Annotated in this window: 20 protein-coding genes; 6 read left to right on the top strand and 14 right to left on the bottom strand. The window is 74.0% G+C overall.

Annotated elements, in window-relative coordinates:
• The first annotated feature begins 33 nt into the window (after positions 1–33).
• The 3 genes from H1226_RS02150 (at position 34) to H1226_RS02140 (ending at position 2,528) form a co-directional block, all read left to right on the top strand.
• Positions 34–627, top strand: coding sequence for a suppressor of fused domain protein (locus H1226_RS02150; protein WP_224960023.1), 594 nt, complete (start codon positions 34–36; stop codon positions 625–627).
• A 185-nt stretch (positions 628–812) separates the two neighbouring features.
• Positions 813–1,808 carry an o-succinylbenzoate synthase gene (locus H1226_RS02145; protein WP_258345424.1) on the top strand — a complete coding sequence of 332 codons (996 nt, stop codon included), beginning with the start codon at positions 813–815 and terminating at the stop codon, positions 1,806–1,808.
• A 45-nt stretch (positions 1,809–1,853) separates the two neighbouring features.
• Positions 1,854–2,528, top strand: coding sequence for a GNAT family N-acetyltransferase (locus H1226_RS02140; RefSeq protein ID WP_224960025.1), 675 nt, complete (start codon positions 1,854–1,856; stop codon positions 2,526–2,528).
• Between the two features lie 18 nt (positions 2,529–2,546).
• Here H1226_RS02140 and H1226_RS02135 read toward each other — a convergent pair whose 3' ends face one another.
• From H1226_RS02135 to H1226_RS02095, 9 genes are all read right to left on the bottom strand, one after another.
• Positions 2,547–3,488, bottom strand: coding sequence for an SRPBCC domain-containing protein (locus H1226_RS02135; protein ID WP_373690056.1), 942 nt, complete (start codon positions 3,486–3,488; stop codon positions 2,547–2,549).
• Positions 3,489–3,622: 134 nt separating this feature from the next.
• Entirely contained in the window at positions 3,623–4,477 is an 855-nt protein-coding gene (locus tag H1226_RS02130) for an FAD binding domain-containing protein (protein WP_258345417.1), read from the bottom strand.
• Entirely contained in the window at positions 4,474–6,909 is a 2,436-nt protein-coding gene (locus H1226_RS02125) for a xanthine dehydrogenase family protein molybdopterin-binding subunit (RefSeq protein ID WP_258345416.1), read from the bottom strand. Before H1226_RS02125 ends, H1226_RS02130 begins: the two co-directional genes overlap by 4 nt.
• On the bottom strand, positions 6,906–7,451 hold the full coding sequence (locus H1226_RS02120) for a (2Fe-2S)-binding protein (protein ID WP_224960030.1): 546 nt from the start codon (positions 7,449–7,451) through the stop codon (positions 6,906–6,908). Before H1226_RS02120 ends, H1226_RS02125 begins: the two co-directional genes overlap by 4 nt.
• 168 nt (positions 7,452–7,619) lie before the next feature.
• A complete protein-coding gene (locus H1226_RS02115) occupies positions 7,620–7,799 on the bottom strand; it encodes a hypothetical protein (protein ID WP_258345415.1) in 180 nt (59 codons plus the stop codon).
• A gap of 5 nt (positions 7,800–7,804) precedes the next feature.
• The gene (locus H1226_RS02110; protein ID WP_258345414.1) at positions 7,805–8,917 is read right to left on the bottom strand and encodes an XdhC family protein; all 1,113 of its coding nucleotides are present in this window, start codon (positions 8,915–8,917) and stop codon (positions 7,805–7,807) included.
• Entirely contained in the window at positions 8,910–10,013 is a 1,104-nt protein-coding gene (locus H1226_RS02105; protein WP_258349321.1) for a vWA domain-containing protein, read from the bottom strand. Before H1226_RS02105 ends, H1226_RS02110 begins: the two co-directional genes overlap by 8 nt.
• 75 nt (positions 10,014–10,088) lie before the next feature.
• On the bottom strand, positions 10,089–10,958 hold the full coding sequence (locus tag H1226_RS02100; protein WP_224960034.1) for an AAA family ATPase: 870 nt from the start codon (positions 10,956–10,958) through the stop codon (positions 10,089–10,091).
• 49 nt (positions 10,959–11,007) lie between these two features.
• Positions 11,008–11,565, bottom strand: coding sequence for a suppressor of fused domain protein (locus H1226_RS02095; RefSeq protein WP_258345413.1), 558 nt, complete (start codon positions 11,563–11,565; stop codon positions 11,008–11,010).
• A 153-nt stretch (positions 11,566–11,718) separates the two neighbouring features.
• Between H1226_RS02095 and H1226_RS28050 the strand changes: the two genes are divergently transcribed.
• Positions 11,719–12,012 carry a PspC domain-containing protein gene (locus tag H1226_RS28050; RefSeq protein ID WP_309148775.1) on the top strand — a complete coding sequence of 98 codons (294 nt, stop codon included), beginning with the start codon at positions 11,719–11,721 and terminating at the stop codon, positions 12,010–12,012.
• 10 nt (positions 12,013–12,022) lie between these two features.
• On the opposite strand, the gene H1226_RS02085 is transcribed toward H1226_RS28050, so the two are convergent.
• The 5 genes from H1226_RS02085 to H1226_RS02065 form a co-directional block, all read right to left on the bottom strand.
• Positions 12,023–14,041, bottom strand: a complete 2,019-nt coding sequence (locus tag H1226_RS02085; RefSeq protein WP_258345412.1) for a beta-N-acetylhexosaminidase family protein — start codon at positions 14,039–14,041, stop codon at positions 12,023–12,025.
• A 231-nt stretch (positions 14,042–14,272) separates the two neighbouring features.
• Positions 14,273–15,907: a chaperonin GroEL gene (gene groL / locus H1226_RS02080; RefSeq protein WP_224960042.1), complete on the bottom strand. Its 1,635-nt coding sequence runs from the start codon at positions 15,905–15,907 to the stop codon at positions 14,273–14,275.
• 301 nt (positions 15,908–16,208) lie between these two features.
• Positions 16,209–17,543, bottom strand: coding sequence for a serine/threonine protein kinase (locus H1226_RS02075; protein WP_258345403.1), 1,335 nt, complete (start codon positions 17,541–17,543; stop codon positions 16,209–16,211).
• A gap of 113 nt (positions 17,544–17,656) precedes the next feature.
• A complete protein-coding gene (locus tag H1226_RS02070) occupies positions 17,657–17,860 on the bottom strand; it encodes a cold-shock protein (protein WP_184483357.1) in 204 nt (67 codons plus the stop codon).
• A 447-nt stretch (positions 17,861–18,307) separates the two neighbouring features.
• Positions 18,308–18,976: a TIGR00266 family protein gene (locus H1226_RS02065; RefSeq protein ID WP_258345402.1), complete on the bottom strand. Its 669-nt coding sequence runs from the start codon at positions 18,974–18,976 to the stop codon at positions 18,308–18,310.
• Between the two features lie 99 nt (positions 18,977–19,075).
• Here H1226_RS02065 and moeA point away from each other — a divergent pair, with 99 nt between their 5' ends.
• Both moeA and H1226_RS28045 read left to right on the top strand, forming a co-directional pair.
• Complete coding sequence (gene moeA, locus H1226_RS02060) at positions 19,076–20,320, top strand: molybdopterin molybdotransferase MoeA (RefSeq protein WP_224960046.1); 1,245 nt, start codon at positions 19,076–19,078, stop codon at positions 20,318–20,320.
• 109 nt (positions 20,321–20,429) lie between these two features.
• Positions 20,430–22,391, top strand: a complete 1,962-nt coding sequence (locus tag H1226_RS28045) for a M48 family metallopeptidase (protein WP_309148774.1) — start codon at positions 20,430–20,432, stop codon at positions 22,389–22,391.
• Positions 22,392–22,965: the final 574 nt, after the last annotated feature.

Genomic DNA, 22,965 nt, shown 5'->3' with positions numbered 1-22,965 from the left:
CGTTGCGACAGCACACGCAGCACTGGAGATCGGATGACCACCGAGAAGCACAACACCGCGATGGGTGGTGCGCACCGGTTCATCGGGCTGGCGGAGAACCTCGAACGTCACGCGGGCACCCCGACGGCCGCGGAGCCGCCCAACGTGCGCGGCGAGAACCGCGGCTACGGGCTGGTGTTCTTCCACTTGGAGCAGTACCACCTGAGCACCGTGATCAGCTCCGGGCTGCGGTTCCAGCCGCTGGGCGCGGATCCGGCGCAGGAGCTGGCGTGCACCGTCTACAAGGAGCAGGCGGAAGCGGCCCGCCACTTGGTGGACGTGACGTCGGAGCTGCTGGTGCAGAGCGGCACGCACCTGGTGCCGGACCAGATCGTGCCGAACGAGGCCCCGCTGCTGCCGGACACCGAGTTCTACGGGGTGCTGGCGAGCGGGCATCCGCTGTTCCCGCCGGAGTTCACCCGCTTCACCGATCCCGAGGGCGTCGAGCAGCTGCAGGTGTACACGCTGCTGCCGGTGACCTTGGGCGAGCTGAACTACATCCTCGACAACGGGGTGACCGCGCTGCGCCAGCAGTGGGCCCGGTTCGAGGTCGACGTGTTCGACCTCGGCCGCCCCAGCGTCGCCTGACGCGCCGGATCCCGTTCGCACCGGCCGCCCCCGCGGGTGGCCGGTGCGTCGCGTCGTGACCGGTGCGGGAACACCTGCACCGCCCACGACGTCATCGCACGTGCGTCCCGCTGCTCGCACGTGGCACCGGCAGGACGATGTGCGCGACAGGACGCCGTGGTGACGGCCGAGCGGAAGGAACGAACATGACCGCGAACGGGGCGACGATCAGCCTGGCCGAGCTCGACGCGGTCCGCGTGTACGGCCTGCCGATGCGCACCCGGTTCCGCGGCATCACCCGCAGGCACGGGGTGCTGCTCGGCGGCCCGGCGGGCTGGGGCGAGTTCTGCCCGTTCGAGGACTACACCGACGCCGAATCGGTGCCGTGGCTGGCCGCCGCCCTGGAATCCTGCGCGGGCGACTGGCCGGAACCCGTGCGCGACGAGGTCCCGGTGAACTGCACCGTGCCCGCGGTCGGTGCCGAGCGGGCGCACGCCATCGCCGCCGCCTCCGGCTGCACCACCGCGAAGGTCAAGGTCGCCGAACGCGGCCAGGACCCCGGCGAGGACCTGGACCGGGTCGCCGCGGTCCGGGACGCGCTCGGCCCGTCCGCCGCGATCCGGGTGGACGCGAACGCGGCCTGGGACGTGGACACCGCCATCACCCGCATCGCCGAGCTGGACCGCGCCGCGGGCGGCCTGGAGTACGTGGAGCAGCCGAGCCCCACGATCGAGGACCTCGCCGCGGTCCGCCGCAAGGTGCAGGTGCGCATCGCCGCCGACGAGTCCATCCGCCGCGCCGAAGATCCGCTGGCGGTCGCGGTCGCCGAGGCCGCCGACGTGGCCGTGCTCAAGGCCGCGCCGCTCGGCGGGGTCCGGCGGGCGCTGCGGGTCGCCGAGGCGTGCGGCCTGCCCTGCGTGGTGTCCTCCGCGGTCGAGAGCAGCGTCGGGCTCGCCGCGCAGCTCGCGCTGGCCGGGGCGCTGCCGGAACTGCCGTTCGCCTGCGGGCTCGGCACCATGTCGCTGCTCGACGGCGACGTGGTCAGCGATTCGCTGGTGCCGCGCGGCGGGGTGCTCCCGGTGCCGCGCCGCGCTCCGCAGCCCGACCCGGCGCGGGTCGCGGCGGCCACGCCCACCGCCGACGACCAGCGCCGCTGGCTGGACCGCCTGGTGCGGGTGCACGCGCTGCTCGCGTCGCGGTGACCAGCCCTCCGAGCCGGGGTGGCGGCGCGGTGGTTGGCTAGCGGCATGGAACGCACTTCTCCCCCGCTGGCCGAGCTGGTCCGCCGGTGGCAGCACGGGTGGGGCGTGGCGTGCGGGCTCGACCCCGCCGACGAGGCGGACGGTGCGCTGCACGTGCTGTCCGGCCAGCCCGGCAGGCACCTGGAGAGCATCGTGCTCGACGCCGACGGCGACCCCGGTTCGCTACGCCTGCACGCCGCGCAGGTCGCCGGATCACCGCACTCGGACTGGCTGACCGTGCCGACCACCGCGCCCGCCGCCGTCGAGGACGTGCTCAGCTCGGAAGGGCTCCGGCTCGCGCCCGCGCGCGAGCACTTCATGCGCACCGACCTGGCCGCGCACCCGCGGCGGGACGCCGCCCCGGAGTACGCCGTGGAGCTGGACCGGGAGGGCCCGGTGCTCGCGGCCCGGATCACCGACGAACGCGGGGATCCCGCCGCGCACGGCGTGATGGTGGTGCACGGGGACGTGGCCGTGGCGCACAACATCGCCACCTACCGCGCGCACCGCAGGCGCGGCCTGGGCGGGGCGCTGATGAGCGCGCTCGCGCGGGAGGCCGTCCACCTCGGCGCGGGAACCGGGCTGCTCACCGCGAGCAGGCAGGGCCGCCACCTCTACACCGCGCTGGGCTGGACGCGACTGGCCGGCGTGGTCGGCGCGGGCACCCGCACCCGCCGCTGACCAGCGGCGCGGCGCGGTTCACCGCCGGGCACGCCTGCGGCGGAGGGCGCGCAGCAGGAGCGCCGCGGTCGCCACGGCGGCGGCCACCGGCAGCGCGCGCTTGAACACCGGCGTGCCCGCCGCGCCGAGCAGGTCGATGGCTTCCTCCGACGGCGCCGGACCGCCGGTGACCACGGCGTCCGCCCGGTGCGCGGAACCCCGCACGGCGGTGGTCGTGGCGGCCACCGCGTCGGCGGGCGCGGTCCGCTCCGCGGCGGCGGGCGAGGTGACCCGCCACGCCGGGTTCCGTCCCGCGCGGCCCGGGGGCCGTTCGCCGTTGCCCTGGTGGCCGGAGCGGTCCGGCGACCGGCGCGGCCCCGCTCCCGGGTCCGAGCGGTCCGGGCCGTCCGATCCGGTGCGGGACGCCTCGTCCTCCCCGGTCGTGCCGCCGGGATCGGGCGCGGCGGGCCGGGCTCCGGAGCCGGCCGCGAGGCCCTCCCCGGCGCCGCTCCGCCCGCCACCGGTCTGGGACGCCGCCGCGTCCTGCCCGGTCAGGCTCCGCGCCAGGTTCGCCGCGAACTGGTGCAGGATCTTCCCGCCCACCTCGGACATCAGGCCGCGCCCCAGCTGCGCCGGTTTCCCCGTCACCTTCAGGTCGGTGTCCACCGCCGCCGAGGTGCGGCCGTCCTCCTCGGTGAGCGTCACGGTCACCGTCGCCGCCGCCGTGCCGTTGCCCCTGGCGTCCTTGCCGCCCGCGTCGATCACGACCCGCCGCGTCGATTCGTCGACCTCCTGGAACGAGCCGGATCCCTTGTACAGCAAGGAGATCGGGCCCAGCTTCACCTTCACCGAGCCGGTGAAGCGGTCGCCCTCGGCGGAGGTGAGCGTGGCACCGGGCATGCACGGGGCGACCCGCTCCGGATCGATGATCGCCGGCCAGGCCACGTCGACCGGGACCGGGACGGTGAAGTGGTGCTGCATCTGCACGGGACAGGCCCTCCTGGTAGATCGCCGCACGACGTGCGGGGCGGAGCTCGGCGGCCGGTGACCGACCCCGCGCGCACCGCCGGGCACCCGGGTTCCGGTGCGCGCCGGGCGCACCGGCCCGTCCATTCCTACACCCCGGCGGCCGCGGCCACCGCTCGTCCGGTGAGGACCTGCGCGAGGTGTTCCCGGTAGTCCACGTCGGCGCTCGCGTCCGCGGCGGGGCTGGTCCCCTCGGTGGCGAGCTCGGCGGCGCGGCGGATCGCATCCGCTTCGGCCGGGGCGCCGACCAGCGCCCGCTCCACCCCGAACGCGCGGATCGGCACCGGCCCCATGTTGGTGAGGCCGACGCGGGCTTCGGCGATCGCGCCGCCGTCCACCCGCACCGCGGCGGCCACGCCGACCATCGACCAGGCCTGGGCGACCCGGTTGAACTTCTCGTAGTGCGCCGACCAGCCCGTCCACTTCGGCAGCCGCACCTCCACCAGCAGCTCGTCCGGTTCCAGGGCGGTGGTGAACAGGTCGGTGAAGAACTCGGCGGCCGGAACGGTCCGCCGCCCGTCCGGCCCGGCGAGCACCAGTTCCGCGTCCAGCACCAGCGCGGGCGCGGGCAGGTCCCCGGCCGGGTCGGCGTGCGCGAGGGCCCCGCCGAACGTTCCGCGGTGGCGCACCTGCGGGTCGGCGACGGTGCGGGTGGCCTGCGCGAGCAGCGGCAGGTGCGCGCGGACCAGCCGGTCCCGGAGCACGTCGTGGTGGGTGGTCATCGCGCCGATGACGACGGTGCCGCCCTCCTCCCGCACGCCGCGCAGCTCCGGGATGCGGCCGAGGTCGACGACGAGCTGCGGGTCGGCGAGCCGCATCCGCAGCACCGGCAGCAGGCTCTGCCCGCCGCCGAGCACCTTCGCCTCGTCCCCGGCCTCCCGCAGCGCGCGCACCGCTTCCTCCACGGTGGACGGTGCGATGTGGTCGAACGCCGCCGGGATCATCGGTCGCCTCCTGGAACTCGGTTCATCGAACCCGTGCCGCCGCCGGGTTCCGGTGCGGTGGCGCCGGAGGCGCGCGCCCCGGTGATCGCCCGCCACACCCGCTGCGGTGAGCACGGCATCTCCACGTCGGTCACCCCGAGGTGGCGGATCGCATCCACCACCGCGTTGACCACCGCCGGAGTGGAGGCGATGGTGCCCGCCTCCCCGACGCCCTTCACGCCCAGCCGGTTCGACGTCGCCCGCGTCTCGGTGCGGCCGGTGGTGTACTCCGGCAGGTCCGCGGCGGAGGGCACCAGGTAGTCGGCGAGCGTCGCCGTGGTGAGGGTGCCGCTCTCGTCGTGCACGGCCTCCTCGTACAGCGCCTGCGCGATGCCCTGGGCGAGCCCGCCGTGCACCTGGCCCTCCACGATCAGCGGGTTCACCACGGTGCCCACGTCGTCGACGCACGCGTACTCGCGGATCCGCACCCGGCCCGTCTCGGTGTCCACTTCGACCGCGCACAGGTGGGTGCCGTGCGGGAACGAGAAGTTCTCCGGGTCGAAGGTGGCGTCGGCGTCCAGCGAGGGCTCGACCCCTTCGGGCAGGTCGTGCGCGGCGAACGCGGCCAGCGCCACCTCGCCCAACGCGGTGCTCCGCGAGGTGCCGCGCACGCCGAACCGGCCCGCTTCGAACTCCACGTCGTCCTCGGCGCACTCCATCAGGTGCGCGGCGATCCGCCGCGCCTTCTCGATCACCTTGTCGGCGGCGGCGACCACCGCCATGCCGCCCACGGCGAGCGACCGCGAACCGTAGGTGTCCAGGCCCTTCGGCGAGGTCTGCGTGTCGCCGTGCAGCACCGCGACGTCCTCGAACGGCACGCCGAGCCGGTCGGCGACCAGCTGGCTCCACGCCGTCTCGTGGCCCTGGCCGTGCGGGGAGACGCCGGTGACGACCTCGACCCCGCCGGTGGGCAGCACCCGGATCGCCGCGTGCTCCCAGCCGCCCGCGCCGTAGGACAGCGACCCGAGCACCCGGGACGGGGCGAGCCCGCACATCTCGGTGAACGTGGAGACCCCGATGCCCAGCTGCACCGCGGCACCGGTCCGCCTGCGCTCGGCCTGCTCGGCGCGCAGCTCCGCGTAGCCCAGCAGCCGCACCGCCTCGTCGGTCGCCGCCGCGTAGTCGCCCGAGTCGTAGGTCAGCCCGGAGACGGTGTCGAACGGGAACTCGTCGCGCTCGATCCAGTTCTTGCGCCGCAGTTCCAGCGGGTCCGCACCGAGCTCGGCGGCGAGTTCGTCCATCATCCGCTCGATGCCGAAGGTCGCCTCCGGCCGCCCGGCACCCCGGTACGCGTCGGTCGGCGTCTTGTTGGTGAACACGGTGGTGCAGCTGAAGTGGTAGGCCGGGAACTTGTAGATCCCGTTGAACATGAACGCGCCGAGGATCGGCACGCCCGGGGTGACCAGCCGCAGGTAGGCGCCCATGTCGGCGAGCAGCTCCACCTTCAGCCCGGTGACGGTGCCGTCGCGGCGCGCGGCGAGCGACAGCCGCTGCACCTGGTCGCGGCCGTGGTGGGCGGCGACCATCGACTCGGAGCGGGATTCGGTCCACTTCACCGGCACGCCGAGTTCGCGGGCCAGCAGGAAGGTGATGATCTCCTCCGGGGTCACCTGGAGCTTGCCGCCGAACCCGCCGCCGACGTCCGGCGCGATCACCCGGATCCGCTGCTCCGGCACGCCCAGCGTGGTCGCCAGCATGAGCCGCAGGATGTGCGGGACCTGGGTGGCCGACCACATCGTGCACTGGTCGCCGGTGGGGTCGACGACGACGGAGCGGGGTTCCATGAACGCCGGGATGAGCCGCTGCTGGCGGAAGGTCCGGTCGATCCGCACCTCGGCTTCGGCGAGGGCCCGCTCCACGTCACCGCCGGTGCCCGCCTCGGCGGAGTCGAAGGTCCAGGTGGCGCTGCGGTTGGTGCCGAGTTCTTCGTGCACCAGCGGGGAATCCGCGCCTGCGGCGGCGTCGAGGTCGAGCACCACGGGCAGGTCGTCGTAGTCCACGTCGATCGCGTCCAGCGCGTCGTGGGCCTCGGCGGCGCTGCGGGCGGCGACGACGGCGACGGCCTCCCCGGCGAAGTGCACCGCGTCCACCGCCAGCGACGGCGCCTGCGGCGCCTTCATGTCCGGGGTGATCGGCCACGCGCACGGCAGGCTGCCCTGGACGGCGGCGAGGTCGCGGCCGGTGCGGACGGCGCGGACGCCGGGCATCTTCGCGGCGCGCTCGGTGTCGATGGAGGCGATGCGGGCGTGCGCGGCGGGGCTGCGCAGCACGGCCAGGTGCAGCATGCCGGGCAGCGCGATGTTGTCGGTCCAGCGGGTGCGCCCGGTGATGAGGCGGGCGTCCTCCTTGCGCTTGCGGGCGCGGCCGAGTTCCGGTTCGGCGGTGGAGGTCATGGCCGCCCCACCTCGGTCCGGGTCTCGGCGGACGTACGCTGCCGCGGGGCGTCCTGCTCCAGCGGTGGCCCGGCCCCGGGGCGCATCCGCCGCGCCGCGTCCTGGACGGCCCGGACGATGTTCTGGTAGCCGGTGCAGCGGCACAGGTTGCCTTCGAGGCCTTCGCGGACCTGCTGCTCGTCCGGGTCGGGCGTCTCGGCGAGCAGGTCCAGCGCCTGCATGATCATGCCGGGGGTGCAGAACCCGCACTGCAGCGCGTGGGCGTCGTGGAAGGCCTGCTGCAAGGGGTGGAGCTCGCCGTCGCGGGCGAGCCCTTCGATCGTGGTGACGTGGTGTCCGTCGGCCTGCACCGCCAGCACGGAGCAGGCCTTGACGCTCTGCCCGTCCAGGTGGACGGTGCAGGCGCCGCAGTTGCTGGTGTCGCAGCCGACGACGGTGCCGACCTTGCCGAGCCGTTCCCGCAGGTGCTGCACGAGCAGGGTTCGGGGCTCCACGTCGTCGGTGTGGTCGGTGCCGTCGACGTTGACGGTGATGCGCGGCATCGGGCCTCCAGAGGACGGGCCGCGGGAGCGCGGGCGTTCGGGAAACGCGAACCCCGTTCGAGTGACGGGGGTCACATCCACCGAGCCTGCTACGCCGCCCCTCCGCGAGCAACCCGGACGCTCGCGCGCGGGTGGCGGTCGCCCCGAACGGGACGACCGCCCCCGGCCTCAGAGCAGGACGCCGTCGGGGGTCGGCTGCACGGTGCCGATCCGCAGGCTCGTGATCGGCAGCCGCGGGTACGGCTCCCCGGCCCCCTCGACCACGACGTTGCTGAACCCCGCCGTGCCCGCCGGGGTCGCGCCGAACCCGACCGCGACGAAGTCCGTCTCCCCGTACTCGGCCCGCACGCCCGTCAGCGGTGGATGGGTCCTTCCGTCTCGGTGAGCCGGGCGCCGAGCCCGCCCCAGCGCAGCGCGATCAGCTCGGCGGCGATCGACACCGCCGTCTCCTCCGGGGTGCGGGCCCCCAGGTCCAGGCCGATCGGCGAGGACAACCGGGCCAGGTCCGCCTCCGGGACCCCGATCTCCCGCAGCCGCAGCATCCGGTCGTCGTGGGTGCGCCGCGAACCCATCGCGCCCACGTAGCCGAGCCGCTGCCGCAGCGCGATCTCCAGCACCGGCACGTCGAACTTCGGGTCGTGCGTCAGCACCATCACCGCGGTCCGCGCGTCCAGCCGGCCCGCTTCCGCCTCCGCCGCGAGGTAGCGGTGCGGCCAGTCCACGACCACGTCGTCCACCCCGGGGAACCGGGAGCGGGTGGCGAACACCGGCCGCGCGTCGCACACCGTCACCCGGTAGCCGAGGAACGAGCCGATGCGGGCCATCGCCGCGGCGAAGTCGATCGCGCCGAACACCAGCATCCGCGGCGGCGGTTCGAAGGCGTTCACGAACACCCGCATGCCCTCGCCGCGCCGCTGCCCCTGCGGCCCGTACTCCAGGACGCCGCTGCGACCGCTGGCGAGCATGCCGCGGGCGTCGTCGGCGACCGCGTCGTCGATCCGCGCCTCGCCGAGCCCGCCCTGCGTGCGCTCCCGCCACACGAGCAGGTGCGCGCCGACCCGAGCCGGATCGGGATGGTCCACGACGGTCGCGACCGCCACCGGTTCCTCCTCGCGCACCGACTTCGCGACCGCGTCGAAGTCGGGGAACGAGTCGCGGTCCACCCGCTCCACGAACACGTCGAGGATGCCGCCGCAGGTCAACCCGACCGCGAACGCGTCGTCATCGCTGACGCCGTAGCGCTGCAGCGCCGCCGGTTCGCCGTCGAGCACCGCGGTCGCCCGCTCGTACACCGCTCCTTCCACGCACCCGCCGGACACGCTGCCGACGGCCTCACCGCCCTCGGTGACCAGCATCGACGCCCCGGGCGGGCGCGGCGCGGACCGGAAGGTCGCGACCACCGTGCCGAGGCCGACCGACTCCCCGGACTCCCACCGCTGGAACACCTCGTCGAGCACGTCACGCACGGCCCACCTCCGCTGCACCTCGCCGTGTCATGGCCATCTCAGCACCCCGGACGGCCGTCGCATTCCCACCCAGGCGGACAACTTCCGCCCACACCCGTTGCAACGAGCCGAGGCTGTGCCCCGGTACGAGCGCGTCCAAGTGCGGCAGCGCCGCCGCGATCCCGGACTGCACCGGCGCGTACTCGCCGTGCCCGGCGTGCGGGTTCGCCCAGATCACGGCCCGCGCCAGCCGCCGCAGGTGCCGCAGCTGCTCGCCGAGCAGCGCCGGATCACCGCGCTCCCAGCCGTCGGAGAACACCACGACGACCGCGCCGCGCGCCGCGCCCCGCCGCCCCCACCGGTCCAGGAAGGCCCGCAGCACCTCGCCGAGCCGGGTGCCGCCGGAGAAGTCCGGCACCGCCGCCGCGGCGGCCCGCAACGCCCGCTCGGCGTCGCGTCCGCGCAGCTGCGCCGTGACCCGCGTGAGGCGGGTGCCGAGCGTGAACACCTCGGTGCTCGCCGGGGCCCGGCGGACCACCACGTGCGCGAACCGCAGCAGCGCGTCCGCGTACGGCTCCATCGACCCGGACACGTCGACCAGCAGCACCACCCGGCGGGCCCGACGGCCGCGACGCCTGCGCTCCAGCCGCGGCGGCTCGCCCCCGGAGCGCAGCACCGCCCGCAACGTCGCCCGGGCGTCCAGCGGACCGCGCCGCGCCCGGCGCCATCGCGCCGCCGGCCGGTCCGGCGGATCGGGCCGCACGGCCGCGAGCAGGCGGCGCAGGTGTTCGCGCTCGGCCTCGCCGAGGTCGGCGAGGTCCCGGTGCCGCAGCACCTCGTCGGCGGCCGCGGCCCGCACCGGTTCGGCCTCCCCGGACTCCTGCCGCTCCCCCGGTTCGAGCGGCGCGATCCGGGCCCGGCGCGGCGCGGCAGGTGCCCGCGGCCGCGGCGCGGCGCCGCCGAACCACGCGGCGAACGCGGCGTCGTAGCGGGCCAGGTCCGCGGGATCCGAGCACAACGTCACCCGGCCCGCCCAGTACACCGCGGAGCGCTCCGCCACCCCGGTGTGCGCGGTGGCGGCCAGGAACGCCCGCACCCGGTCCGGGCCGCAGGCCATGCCGGAGAACCGCAGCGACCGGGCGAAACCGACGAGACCGGCGGTGGTGCCCACCGCTCCATGATGCCCGGCGGGTCAGCCGAGCAGCCCGGCGGCGCGGACCCGGTCCGCGTCCTCCCGGTACTTCAGCACCGCGCCCAGCGCGGCGGCCGCCCGCTCCGGGTCGAACTCGGCCGCGCCCAGGGCCTGCAACGCCCGCGCCCAGTCCAGCGCCTCCGCCACCCCCGGCGGCTTCACCAGCTCCAGCTCCCGCATCCGCTGCACCGCGTCCGCCACCTGCGCGGCGAGCCGCTCGTCCAGGCCGGGCGACCGGCGGCGCAGGATCGCGACCTCCCGCGCCAGGTCCGGGTGGTCCAGCCAGTGGTACAGGCAGCGGCGCTTCAGCGCGTCGTGCAGTTCGCGGGTGCGGTTCGAGGTCAGCACCACCACCGGGGGCACCTCGGCGCGGACCTCGCCGAACTCCGGGATGCTCACCGCGTGCTCGGACAGGAACTCCAGCAGGAACGCCTCGAACTCGTCGTCGGCGCGGTCGATCTCGTCCACCAGCAGCACGCACGGCGCTTCCCGCAGCGCCCGCAGCAACGGACGGGCCAGCAGGAACCGCTCCCGGTACAGCGAAGGTTCCGCGGCGTCCGCGTCCAGCGCTCCGCCCGCCGCGGCCTCCAAGGTGCGCAGGTGCAGCAGCTGCCGCGGGAAGTCCCAGTCGTAGAGGGCCTGCGCGGCGTCGATGCCTTCGTGGCACTGCAACCGGATCAGCCGCACGCCGAGCGCCGCGGCCAGCGACCGCGCGAGCTCCGTCTTGCCGGTGCCCGGCTCGCCCTCGCACAGCAGCGGGCGGTGCATCCGAAGCGCGAGGAACACCGCCGTGGCGATGCCCTCGTCCGGCAGGTACCCGGTCGCGTCCAGCGCCGCGGCCACCTCGGCCGGGGAACGCCACTCACCCATCCCGCGAGCGTAACCACCCGCGGGCCGCGCGGCGCCCGGCTCGCGCGGGTCAGGCCGCGGACGGCCTGCGGATGTCGGTGAGGTCCACGTTCCGCTGCTCCCAGCGGTCGTAGAGGGCGTCCCGGCCGTAGCGGGCCACCAGCTGCGACTCGCCGCGGGTGACCGGCAGCAGCGTGATCAGCTGCAGCACCGGGCCGCCGTCCTCGTCCAGCAGCACGTCGAACTCGTCGGCCAGGTACGGGTGCGGCGCGGCCAGCGCGCCCGCGATCTCGGTCTCCGGCAGCAGCAGGCGGTCGTTCATGATCAGGGCGCCGTAGCCGACGCGGCTGTTCGACTCGGTGAGCAGTTCGGCGACCACCGCCGTGAGGTGCCTGCCGTGGATCTCCTGGTCGGCGTGCACCGTGCACAGCAGCTCCTGCGGCAGCGGGGCGCCCGCCGTGTGCTCGCGCAGCCCGCTGGTCAGCACCGACACGTACGGCCCGGAGCGGTGGTCGCAGTAGACGAGGTGGTAGGCGCGCTCGCGCCCGCCGGTGCCGCGGGAGTCCGCGCCGCGGACGGTGCCGACGTACTTCTCGACGTGCGCGGGGAACCCGCTGAACCGGCTCATGCCACCCCTTCCGTTCGAAGCCGATCATGTCACGGGCGGGGTGCCGGACCGTCCGGGTGCGGGGCTTCCCGGAGGCGGGCGCCGGAAGGCGTAGGGGTGCGGACCGGGGTCGCCCCGGATGTTCCGGGGCCGCCCGGCGACCAGGCTGGTGGCATGACGGAGACGACGAACCACCAGGGCACCGGCGCCACCGCGACCGGGCCGGACGGCCTCGCCGCCGGGTCCGCCACCGCGACCGACCCGGCCGGTGCCGGACCCGCCGCCGAACCCCGCAAGTTCCGGCGGCGCCGGGACGGGATGCTCGCCGGGGTGTGCGGCGGCGCCGCCGACCTGCTCGGCATCGACGCGGCCCTGGTGCGGGTCGCGCTGGTCGCCGCCACCGTCCTCGGCTTCGGCACCGGGATCCTGCTGTACCTGGTCTGCTGGGTCCTGGTCCCGGAGGGCTGAGCCCGCCGGCTTACAGCCGCGGGGCCTGCCGGACGAACACGTCCAGCACCCCGTCGGCGAGGCGCACCGGGCCCTGCGGCCGGGTCTCCCCCGGGATCGTCTGCACCTGCTCGGCCCGGCGGGCCAGGTCGGCCGCGACGGCGAACCGCTCGTCCGCGACCTGCCCGGCACCGTCCTCCCGCGCCTGCAGGCCGTCCACCGTGGTCACGAGCGCGTCGCCCCACAGGTCGGTGGCCCGCAGCCACGGCTCCGAGTCGGCGACGAAGTCCCCGGGTGCCGAGGCGCGGATGCGCTCCGGGGCCTGCGCGACCTGCTGCGCGTAGTCCCGCAGCCCGTTCAGCGCCTGCGCCCGGTCCCCGCCGTCCCACCCGGAGCGGAACTCCTCGATGCGCCGCGCCAGCTCCGGCGCGGGCGGCAGCCACGGGGAACCGTTCGCCAGCGGCGCCATGCTGTTGAGGTCGAAGAACACCTGCAGGGCCTGCGTCGTCGCCGGATCGGCCGCCGAAGCCGGGCGCAACGCCGCCGCCGGGTCCGTCGCCAGGTAGCGCGCCGCCGCGCGGTGCGCGCGCTGGGCGTCGAAGTCGTCGTCGTTCCAGGCGAAGTCGGCCGCCCCGATCTCGACGACCTTGCTGGCCGCGGCCTGGTTCATCGGGTTCACCACGTCACCGACGAGCTGCTCGCCCAGGCCCGGTTCGCGTTCCCCGTACGGCCCGAGCAGCAACCGGCCCTCGGAACCGTCGAAGTCGTTGACCGGGTAGTTGTCCCACAGGAACACCTTCCGGCCCCACGCCTGCGCGGCCTTCTCCGCGTCCGAGACGGTGATCTGCCGCGGGATCACGCCGTCCCCGGTCCACATCGCCACGACCCGCGGGTCCAGGCCCTCGCGCAGCGCCGTCTTGTACGGCGAGTCGTCGTAGTCGGAGTACTCGGTGGGCACCATCTGCAGCGGGCGCGCATCGGGGTGGGTGTCGATGAACTCGCGCTGCACGCGGCTGAGGATCTCCGCCTGCGCGCGGCCCGCCGCCGACTCGCCGGGTGCGCCGTAGCGCGCCTGGTCCTCCCCGCAGTTCCAGCGGGTGTAGGAGATGTCGTCGAACGGCACCGAGAAGTCCCGCACGCCCGAGTCGTACACGGCCTGCAGCTTCGCCAGCAGCGCCTGGAAGTCCGCGGGGTCGCTGAAGCAGATCGACTGGCCGGGGGACAGCGCGAAGGTGAACCGCACGTGGTGCGCCGCGGCCTGGCCGATCAGCTCGCGCACCTCGGAGAGCTTGTCCGCCGGGTACGGCTCGCGCCAGCGCTCCCGGTGGTACGGGTCGTCCTTCGGCGCGTAGACGTAGGTGTTGAGCTTGACGTCGCCGTAGAACGCCAGCTGGTCCATCCGTTCCGCGTGCGTCCACGGGCTCCCGTAGAAGCCTTCGATGGAGCCGCGGATCGGCATGTTCGGCTGGTCGACCACGCCGACCCCGGCGATCCGGCCGGGCGACGCGAGCTGGCGCAGCGTCTGCACGCCGTAGTAGGCGCCCGCCGCGTCGTCGGCGCCGAGCACCACGGTGTCCTGGCCGCCGCGCGCGGCGAACACGTAGCCCTCCGCGGGCAGCGGTGACGGCGCGCCCCACCCGTTGGCCTGCAGGCCCTTCACCACGCCGGGAGCCATCCGGTCCCCGATCCGCACCAGCAGCGTCGCGTCCTCGGCGGGCGGGCCCGGTTCGCGCACCACCACGTCGGAGGCACCGGCCTCGCGCAGCACGCGCTGCGCCAGGTCCCGGGTGGGTTCGTCCACGAAGGGGTCGACGACGAGCTCGACCTTGCCGCGCACCGCGACGTCGTCGCCGAGCCGCTCGGCCTTCTGCGGCTGCGGCACCACCTCGGGCACGCCTTCGGCCGGGTAGGACGACGGCCCCGCTTCCGCGCCCGCGCCGGGCTGCGGCGGTGGCGGTGCCGCGTCGGTGCAACCCGCGGCGACCAGCGCGGCGCTGAGCACGATCGCCGCCGAACCACCGAACCGGCGCAACGCACCTGGAATGGCCATTCGCCCGAACCTCCTCGACCTGAGCGGACGTGTCACGTGGGTGCTCAGGAGATCACACCGCCCCGGCGGACGCCGCGACCTGACCGGCTTGCGCCACGCGTCCGGCCGCAGCGTCCCCCGATCGGCCGCAGGCCGGCCGGGCCCGGAGCGCGAGAAGGGCCGCCCCGGAACGGGACGGCCCTTCTCGTGCGGTTGCTGGGATTCAGCGCGAACCCCGGTGACCGGCCTGGGTCACATCATGCCGCCCATGCCACCCATCGGGTCGCCACCGCCGGCCGCTCCGGCGGCTTCCTTCTCCGGCTTGTCCGCGACCACGGCTTCGGTGGTCAGGAACAGCGCGGCGATCGACGCGGCGTTCTGCAGCGCCGAGCGGGTGACCTTGGTCGGGTCCGGCACGCCGGCCGCCAGCAGGTCCTCGTACTCGCCGGTCGCGGCGTTGAGGCCGTGCCCGACGGGCAGGTTCTTGACCTTCTCCGCCACGACGCCGCCTTCGAGACCGGCGTTGATCGCGATCTGCTTCAGCGGGGCCTCGACGGCCAGCTTGACGCTGTTGGCACCGGTCGCCTCGTCGCCCTCGAGCTTGAGGCCGTCGAACGCGGACACGGCGGCCTGCAGCAGGGCCACGCCGCCACCGGCGACGACACCCTCCTCGACGGCAGCCTTGGCGTTGCGGACCGCGTCCTCGATGCGGTGCTTGCGCTCCTTGAGCTCGACCTCGGTCGCCGCACCCGCCTTGATGACGGCCACGCCACCGGCCAGCTTGGCCAGGCGCTCCTGCAGCTTCTCGCGGTCGTAGTCGGAGTCCGAGCGGTCGATCTCGGCGCGGATCTCGTTGACCCGGCCGGCGATCTGCTCGTCGTCGCCCGCACCTTCGACGATGGTGGTCTCGTCCTTGGTGACGACGACCTTGCGGGCCTGGCCCAGCAGCGGCAGGTCCGCGGTCTCCAGCTTGAGGCCGACCTCTTCGCTGATGACCTGGCCGCCGGTCAGGATCGCCATGTCCTGCAGCATCGCCTTGCGGCGGTCGCCGAAGCCGGGGGCCTTGACCGCGACGGACTTGAAGGTGCCGCGGATCTTGTTGACCACCAGGGTGGACAGGGCCTCGCCCTCGACGTCCTCGGAGATGATCAGCAGCGGCTTGTTGGCCTGCATGACCTTCTCGAGCAGCGGGAGCAGGTCCTTGATGTTCGAGACCTTGGAGCTCAGCAGCAGGATGTACGGGTCGTCGAGCGACGCCTCCATCCGCTCCGTGTCGGTGACGAAGTAAGGCGAGATGTAGCCCTTGTCGAAGCGCATGCCCTCGGTGAGCTCGAGTTCGAGCCCGAAGGTGTTGCTCTCCTCGACGGTGATGACGCCTTCCTTGCCGACCTTGTCCATGGCCTCGGCGATCAGCTCGCCGATCTGGCGGTCGCCGGCCGAGATCGCCGCGGTGGAGGCGATCTGGTCCTTGGTCTCGATCTCCTTGGCGCTCTTGAGGAGCTGCTCGGCGATCGCCTCGGTGGCCTTCTCGATGCCCCGCTTCAGGGCGATCGGGCTGGCGCCGGCGGCGACGTTGCGCAGACCCTCGCGCACCAGCGCCTGGGCAAGCACGGTGGCGGTCGTCGTGCCGTCACCGGCGACGTCATCGGTCTTCTTCGCCACTTCCTTGACGAGCTCGGCCCCGATCTTCTCGTACGGGTCCTCGAGCTCGATCTCCTTGGCGATGGAGACGCCGTCGTTGGTGATGGTCGGCGCGCCCCACTTCTTCTCGAGCACGACGTTGCGGCCCCTCGGCCCGAGCGTCACCTTGACGGCGTCGGCGAGGGTGTTCATGCCGCGCTCAAGGCCGCGGCGGGCTTCCTCGTCGAACGCGATCATCTTGGCCATTGCGGTGTGGTCCTCCACCTATCTGGACGCCACGAAAGGCAGATTCACCCCGTGGCAGGACTCTGTGCTCGGCCAGGCTCGGTGCCCGCGACGGACGACCGGTCGCGCACCCGCCGTCGTGTGGCGGAGCGCGGACGGCCTCACCGTCCCGACCTGGCACTCAACTGCGCTGAGTGCCAAATCCAGGTTTAGCACTCACGCCGGGCGAGTGCAAGCCGCTTCGGCGCGCGATGCCCCGACCAGCCGCATTTCCCCCGTTCGGGCCGTGCGCGGCCACCCGACGGGGTGGCCGACGCCATGCTCAGCGGCCGACCGTCGGGACCTCGGTGGGCAGGCCGCTCGGCTCGACCGAGGACGAGTTCGCGGCCGACGTCGTGGCCCCGCCGGAGCCGCCGGAACCGCCGCTCGACGAGGACGCCAGCGCGATGAACACGATCACCAGGACGATCGCGGCGAGCGCGATCAGCAGCGGCACCAGCCACTTCGCCGAACCACCGCCCTTGTCGGTGGCGAACGACGCGGACTGCACCGGCATCGGCGGGCGCAACCGCACCGGATCGGCGCCGGGACCGGACATCGGGCGCGGCGGCTGCTGGTACGGCGGGCCGTACGGACCGGACTGCTGCGGCCCCGGTGCGGGCTGCGGGCCGGACGGCGCGGGCTGCGGACCGGTGACCGGCGCGGCGGGCGGCGGGACCGGGCCGGACTGCTGCGGCGAGCGGGCCTGCGGCGGCGCGGGCTGGACCTGCTGCGGACCGGACGGCGGCCCGAGCGTCGGCATCGTCTTCTTCGTCGGCGCGTCCGGCGGCGCGTTCAGCGCGGCCTTCGCCGCCGCCATCAGCTCCTTGCAGGTGTCGTAGCGCTGGTCGGCCTTCTTCGACATGCCCTTGCGCAGCACCTCGTCCAGCCCCACCGGCAGCGCCACCAGCGACAGCGCGGACGGCGGCGCGGTGCCCAGGTGGCCCTGGATGACCTCCTGCACCTGGCCCTGGAACGGCGGGCGGCCGGTCAGGCAGGCGAACAGCATGCAGCACAGCGCGTACAGGTCGGTGCGGCCGTCCACCGGCTCGCCGCGCAGGTGCTCGGGCGCGGCGTAGGTCGGGGAGCCGAGGAAGTCGCCGGAGCTGGTGCGGTGCCCGGTCGCGCCGCGGCGGGTGAGCCCGAAGTCCGCGAGGTACACGTGCTCGTTGGACGACTCCCGCGAGGTCACCAGCACGTTCGCCGGCTTCAGGTCGAGGTGCACCAGACCGCGCTCGTGCAGCATGTCCAGCGCCTCGGCGACCTGGCTGAGCAGCTCCAGCGCGCGCGGCGGCGAGATCGGCCCGTCCTTGATCAGGCTGGCCAGGTCGGACCCGTCGACCAGCCGCATCGCGATGTAGAGCATGCCGTCGACCTCGCCGAAGTCGTACAGCGGCACGATGTTCGCGTGGTCGATGGCCGAGGTGTTGCGGGCTTCGTCGACGAAGCGCTCGCGGAACTCCGCGTCGCCGGTGATGTGCTCGCCCATGATCTTGAGCGCGACCTTGCGGCCCAGCCGGGTATCGGTGGCGCGGTACATCACGCTCATACCGCCGCGGCCGAGCACTCCGTCGATCTTGTAGTGGCCGAGACGGCGCCCGGTGAGGTCTTCCGACACGTCAGGGAGCCTAACGTCCCGCGATCTTCCCCGTCTGCGGGTTCCACCGGTTCGGGCCGGAAGAGCCCAGTGGCCCGCCCCCGGTTGCGGGGCGGGCCACTGGGCGGCGGGTTTCAGACCTTGCGGACGCCGTCGGCTTGGCTTCGACCGTCGCGCCCCGCCTTCACCTCGAATTCGACCCGGTCACCTTCGGCGAGGGTGCGGAAACCGGACATGTTGATCGCGGAGTAGTGCACGAACACATCGGAACCACCATCGGTGGCGATGAAGCCGTACCCCTTCTCCGAGTTGAACCATTTGACCGTGCCGACCGCCACGGCGTCCTCCTCGTTGAAATGTGATGCGCAGCGCCCCGAAAAAGCGCCGATGGAGCACGGATGACGCTACCGGAGTCGACCCGGTTCGTCCGCTGTTGACCATTGCGACTTTTCCGCGAAATACTGCTCCGAACGAGTGCATTTCCCAGCCACGGCGCGTAGCCGGAGCGATTCGGTTGGGCCGATTCGCCGACACGAGAATCAGGGAATATTCCGAATGTCGCAGCGGTGCGGGAGCAGCGGCGCGAAAGCCCGCCGGACCCCGCGCTCCGGCACCCGGCCGCGCGGGCGAACGCGCAGAGGGCACCGCCGGACGGACCGATCCGGAACGCGCGGGCACAATCCGAAATGAAGATCGTTCCCCATTGCCGTCGCCCGCCCGCGAGACCCGGCATCGAACCCGGCCACCGAAAGCGGCCCGCATTCCCGCGCCACCGAATACCGCGCTCAAGAACGGGGCGCGCCGAACCCCTGCGAATGCAACCAGCCCACCATGGAACGCGGATCCCGCGTCTGCACCAGCACCTGGCCCGGGCCGGCGAAATCGAACACCAGCCCCTCCCCCGTCTTCAACGACTGCGCCACGCCCTGCCCCAGCTGCCGCAACCGCGTCTGCACCGCGTCCCCGTACGCCACCACGTGCCCGGGTGAGACGGTGAGGAACTCCCCCGGCTGCAAGGTCATCACGTCCAGCGCGCCGCAGCAGGCCAGCACCACCGGCCCCTGGCCGCTGACGTGGCCGAGGAAACCGCGCTCCCCGCCGAAGAGGTTCTTGAACCCGGCCCACTGCTCGTCGAACCGCACCCCGGAGGCGGACGCGAGCCACGCCGACCCCGCCACGCACCAGCCCTGGCCGTCCGGCTCCAGCACGTGCAGATCGCCCGGCAGCGCGGGCGCCACGTCCACCCAGCCGCCCTGCTGCCCGGCGGTGCAGGTGGTCACGGCGGCGGACCGGCCCTTCGCCAGCGACTTGAGCAGACCTCCGCCGCGCACCTCCACCGCCACGCCGTAGCTGGTGGCCAGCAGCGCACCGGAGGCGATCCGGACGGGTTCGCCGGGCGCGAGCAGCAGCCGGGACACTCCGAACGACGGCGTGTGCCGGTTCCGCACCTGCACAGCCCCTCCCCTCCCCGCACCGCTCACACGATCGCCCGGCAGTCTGCCACGGGCGCCCGGGCGACTTTCCGCACGCCGGTGGCGACAGCCCGGTACCCGATGCCCGATGATCGGGGCGTGCCCCACGCAACTGGACCTTCCGGCCTGACCCCGGTGCCCGCGCACCGCGCGCGGGTCGCGGCGCTGCTGACCCCGGCGCCGGTGGAATCCCGGCCGCTCGCCGATTGCCTCGGGCTGGCGCTGGCTGAGGACCTCGTCGCGGCGATCCCGCTGCCGCCCTTCGACAACTCGGCGATGGACGGCTACGCCGTGCGGTCCGTGGACGTCACCGGAGCGAGCCCCGAGCAGCCCGTGGTGCTGCCGGTGGCCGAAGACCTGCCCGCCGGGCGGGTCGACAGCCCGCCGCTGCTGCCCGGCACCGCGCACCGGATCATGACCGGCGCCCAGGTGCCGTCCGGCGCGGACGCGATCGTGCCGGTGGAGCGCACAGACGGCGGCACCGCCGAAGTGCGGGTGCACGCCTCGGCGCAACCCGGCGTGCACGTGCGCCGCGCCGGGGAGGACGTGCGGGTCGGCACGGCCGTGCTGGCGGCGGGGACCACGCTGGGCCCCACCCAGCTGGGCATCGCCGCCGCCGTCGGCGCCGCGCGGCTGCCCGTGCGCAGACCCGTGCGGGTGCTGGTGCTGTCCACCGGCTCGGAACTCGTCGAACCCGGTTCCCCGCTGCGGACCGGGCAGATCTACGAGTCCAACGGCCTGATGCTGGCCACCGCGGTGCGGGAGGCGGGCGGGCGCGCCGAGCTGCTGCGCTTCGTGCCGGACGACGTGGCGTCGTTCCACGCCGCGCTCGCCCCGCACCTGGACGAGACCGATCTGATCATCACCTCCGGCGGGGTCAGCGCCGGGGCGTACGAGGTGGTGAAGGACTCGCTGTCCGGCAACGGCGTCGAGTTCACCAAGGTCGCCATGCAGCCCGGGATGCCGCAGGGCGCCGGCCGGTACCGGGGCGGGCCCGCGGTGGTGACGCTGCCCGGCAACCCGGTCAGCGCGATGGTCTCCTTCGAGGTCTTCGTGCGGCCCGCGCTGCGCGCCGCGGCCGGGCACCGGCAGGCCGAGCGGCCCGGCAGGAAGGCGACGCTGACCAGTTCGCTGGAGGGCCCGCCCGGCAAGCGGCAGTACCGCAGGGCGCTGTACGACCCCGCCACCGACGAGGTCACCCCGCACGGTGGCCCCGGATCGCACCTGCTGTCCGCGATGGCCACGGCGAACTGCCTGCTGGAAGTACCGGAGGAAACGGTGGAACTGCCCGCCGGTTCCACTGTGGACGTACTTCTGATGGATTGACGTCCGGCTGTTTTCCGCTAAGACTGCCCCCGCACCTCCCGTCGCTGCGCTCGTCGCGCCGGGTTCGGACCGCGAGCAGTCGACACCTTCACTCGGGAGTTTCAACACCGTGCGTGGCCCCTGGCGCGCCACCTTGGCGCTGGCGTTGCACATCGGCTTCTTCGCCGTGCCCCTCTGCTTGGTCATGGGCCTGCTCTTGGTAGCGGCCTACACCATCCGCCTCGACTTCGGGGGCGGCGTCCGCGCCGGGTTCGCCGCGGTCGTGGTGGCCGCGGTGATCGGCATCGGGCTGCGGACCGTGCTGCGCAGACGCGAACGCCCGCGCGGCGTCGAGCTGACCCGCGGCGCGCAGCCCAAGGTCTGGAAGATGGTCGACTCGATCTGCTCGGGGTCCGGCGCGTCCGCCCCGGACGGGGTCCGGGTGACCTCGCAGCCCACCGCCCGGCTGCGGGAGGACACCGCGCTGCTCGGCCTGAAGGTCCGCTCCCGGCACCTGGAGATCGGGTTACCGCTGATCGCCGGGCTCTCCACCAGCGAACTGCGCGCCGTCACCGCCCGCGAGCTGGGCCGCACCGTCGGCGCCGGGAAGTTCGTCGTGCTGGCCGACCGGGTGGAGACCAGCGTGCGGCGCACCGCGACCGGGCTCACCGGCGGACCGGTGAAGTGGCTGTTCACCGGGTACGCCCGCACCTACTCGGCGGTGGCCGCCGGGGTCGGCGACCGGCTGTGGTTCGGCGCGGACACCATCGCGGTGAAGGCCGCGGGCAAGCGGGCCGCGGTCACCTCGCTGCGCAAGATGAAGGCGATCGAGTTCGGCTGGCGCGACTACGCCGAGCAGTACCTGAGCATGGCCACCAAGGTCGAGCACACCCCGGACCTGCTGCTGGGCTTCCGGGCGTTCATGGACCACCCGGAGCGCAAGCCGCAGCTGGCCGAGCGGGTCAAGCAGGCCCTCGCCGAGGAGCACGACGTGCACCCGTCCACCCGGGAGCGGGTGGAGGCGATGAAGCGGCTGCGCGGCGGCGACCGGGAACCCGAGGAGGCGCCCGCGTTCGCGCTGCTGCGCGAACCGCGCAAGAGCGTCCCCGAGCTGGAGAGCCGGCTGCTCGTGGACGGCCTCGGGCCGCGCCTGCCGTGGCCGGACCTGGCCCGCAAGGCGGGGGCCGCGGAGGTCGCCCGGCAGGCGGGGCTGCTGAGCTCGGCGGTCGAGCAGAGCGGCCTGGAGTGCCCGCCCGCGATCGGCGGGGTGCTCGCCGCCATCCACCGCGGCGAGGGCGCGGACCTGATCAACCCGGTGCTGAACCCGGGCCTGAGCCCGGACCGGGTGGGCGACGCCGCCGTGGACACGCTCACCGAGTTGCTCGGCGGCGCCGTGGTGGACGCCCTGGTGTGCGCGGGCCGGGCGCAGCACGAGCTGGACTGGGCGGGCGAGTCGGTGGTGCGGCTCAGCAGTGGCCGGCCGCTGGACCCGGACCGGCTGGTGCGCCCGGCGGTTGCGGATCCGCGGCTGGTGCCCGGGCTGCACCGGGCGCTGGTGGACCTCGGCGTACCGCTGCAGCACGCCCGCGAACCCGCCGCGGAGCCGGAGCCGTCGGTGTCCGGGATCGTCAGCCCGGTGCAGTACGCGGGCGAGCGCTACGACCTGCTGGTGACGGACCGCGGGCTGGTGTTCCTGCCGAGCTCGGCGAGCACGGCGCGACGGCTGCTGGCGGGCGCTTCGGCCCGGATGTGGCAGTCGGAGCTGGAGGAGCTGGACGAGCTGATGGTGTCCCCGGTGGACCGGCTGCGGGACCGGGACGGCGCGCAGTGGGTGGACAGCCGGGACGTGGCGGCGACGACGCTGGTGCAGGACCGCTCGGGCTGGTCGCTGAAGCTGGAGCTGTACCTGGACGACGCGTCCTCCTCGACGGTCCGCTCGGACGCGGTGGTGCTCGGCGAGGACGACGTGGCCGAGCTGGAGGTGCGCAGCACGCCCGACACGGACGAGCGCGGCGATCCCTACGGGGGTCTCGGCGAGCTGATGGGCGCGCGGATGCGGATCGACGACCGCCGGGAACCCTCGGACGAGTGAGTGATGGGGACCCAGTTTTGTCACGCTGAGTTACATATTTCGTGCCCAATGTCCTCCGATAGCGGCTACGTAGTTCGTGTGAGCTCAATTACACTGGAAAACGCGTAACAACCTGTCGATCGACTCCGTCTCACAAGACGTCAGCCCCCTCCTCACCAGGGAGGGAGCGGACACCGGGCTCCGTGTGCCGTCGGGGGGTGCACGGGCCCACATCGGGGACCGTTCGGCGCCAACGGGGAGGCGCCTTGCGGTTGGGTGCCGGGGTGGCACCGGCGCTTCGGGGGCGCCGGGCCACCCCGGCACTTTTCCGTTCACCTGCGGAGACACCGCGCCGCGCCCGTCCCGAGGAGATCCTCCGGCCGCGCCGCCGCCCGGCCCCGCGCTCCCGGGACGCACCGCCCGCGCTCCACCACCGACGGCCCGGTCCGCCCGGCGCACGGCGCCGCGCGACGGGGGCCGGTGATCGACTCCGCCCCCTCGCGCAGCGGCCGCGAACCCGTCGGCGATGCTGTACCGGCCCGGCCGCAGCGCAGTCACCGCGCCGCGGTAACGACCTCCGACGCAGGGGTGTACA

The sequence above is a fragment of the Saccharopolyspora gregorii genome (genome assembly GCF_024734405.1).
Taxonomy (GTDB): domain Bacteria; phylum Actinomycetota; class Actinomycetes; order Mycobacteriales; family Pseudonocardiaceae; genus Saccharopolyspora_C; species Saccharopolyspora_C gregorii.
Note: the sequence above shows the minus strand (reverse complement) of the source record. Positions and strands in the feature narration are given on the sequence as shown.

What these genes read in the sequence shown, in the direction of transcription:
- H1226_RS02130 (WP_258345417.1), bottom strand. Translation starts at nt 4,477, where the DNA reads ATGATCCCGGCGGCGTTCGACCACATCGCACCGTCCACCGTGGAGGAA.
- H1226_RS02150 (WP_224960023.1), top strand. Translation starts at nt 34, where the DNA reads ATGACCACCGAGAAGCACAACACCGCGATGGGTGGTGCGCACCGGTTC.
- groL (WP_224960042.1), bottom strand. Translation starts at nt 15,907, where the DNA reads ATGGCCAAGATGATCGCGTTCGACGAGGAAGCCCGCCGCGGCCTTGAG.
- H1226_RS02100 (WP_224960034.1), bottom strand. Translation starts at nt 10,958, where the DNA reads ATGGGTGAGTGGCGTTCCCCGGCCGAGGTGGCCGCGGCGCTGGACGCG.
- moeA (WP_224960046.1), top strand. Translation starts at nt 19,076, where the DNA reads ATGCCCGATGATCGGGGCGTGCCCCACGCAACTGGACCTTCCGGCCTG.
- H1226_RS02095 (WP_258345413.1), bottom strand. Translation starts at nt 11,565, where the DNA reads ATGAGCCGGTTCAGCGGGTTCCCCGCGCACGTCGAGAAGTACGTCGGC.
- H1226_RS02105 (WP_258349321.1), bottom strand. Translation starts at nt 10,013, where the DNA reads ATGGCCTGCGGCCCGGACCGGGTGCGGGCGTTCCTGGCCGCCACCGCG.
- H1226_RS02120 (WP_224960030.1), bottom strand. Translation starts at nt 7,451, where the DNA reads ATGCCGCGCATCACCGTCAACGTCGACGGCACCGACCACACCGACGAC.
- H1226_RS02085 (WP_258345412.1), bottom strand. Translation starts at nt 14,041, where the DNA reads ATGGCCATTCCAGGTGCGTTGCGCCGGTTCGGTGGTTCGGCGGCGATC.
- H1226_RS02145 (WP_258345424.1), top strand. Translation starts at nt 813, where the DNA reads ATGACCGCGAACGGGGCGACGATCAGCCTGGCCGAGCTCGACGCGGTC.
- H1226_RS02135 (WP_373690056.1), bottom strand. Translation starts at nt 3,488, where the DNA reads ATGCAGCACCACTTCACCGTCCCGGTCCCGGTCGACGTGGCCTGGCCG.
- H1226_RS02125 (WP_258345416.1), bottom strand. Translation starts at nt 6,909, where the DNA reads ATGACCTCCACCGCCGAACCGGAACTCGGCCGCGCCCGCAAGCGCAAG.
- H1226_RS28050 (WP_309148775.1), top strand. Translation starts at nt 11,719, where the DNA reads ATGACGGAGACGACGAACCACCAGGGCACCGGCGCCACCGCGACCGGG.
- H1226_RS02140 (WP_224960025.1), top strand. Translation starts at nt 1,854, where the DNA reads ATGGAACGCACTTCTCCCCCGCTGGCCGAGCTGGTCCGCCGGTGGCAG.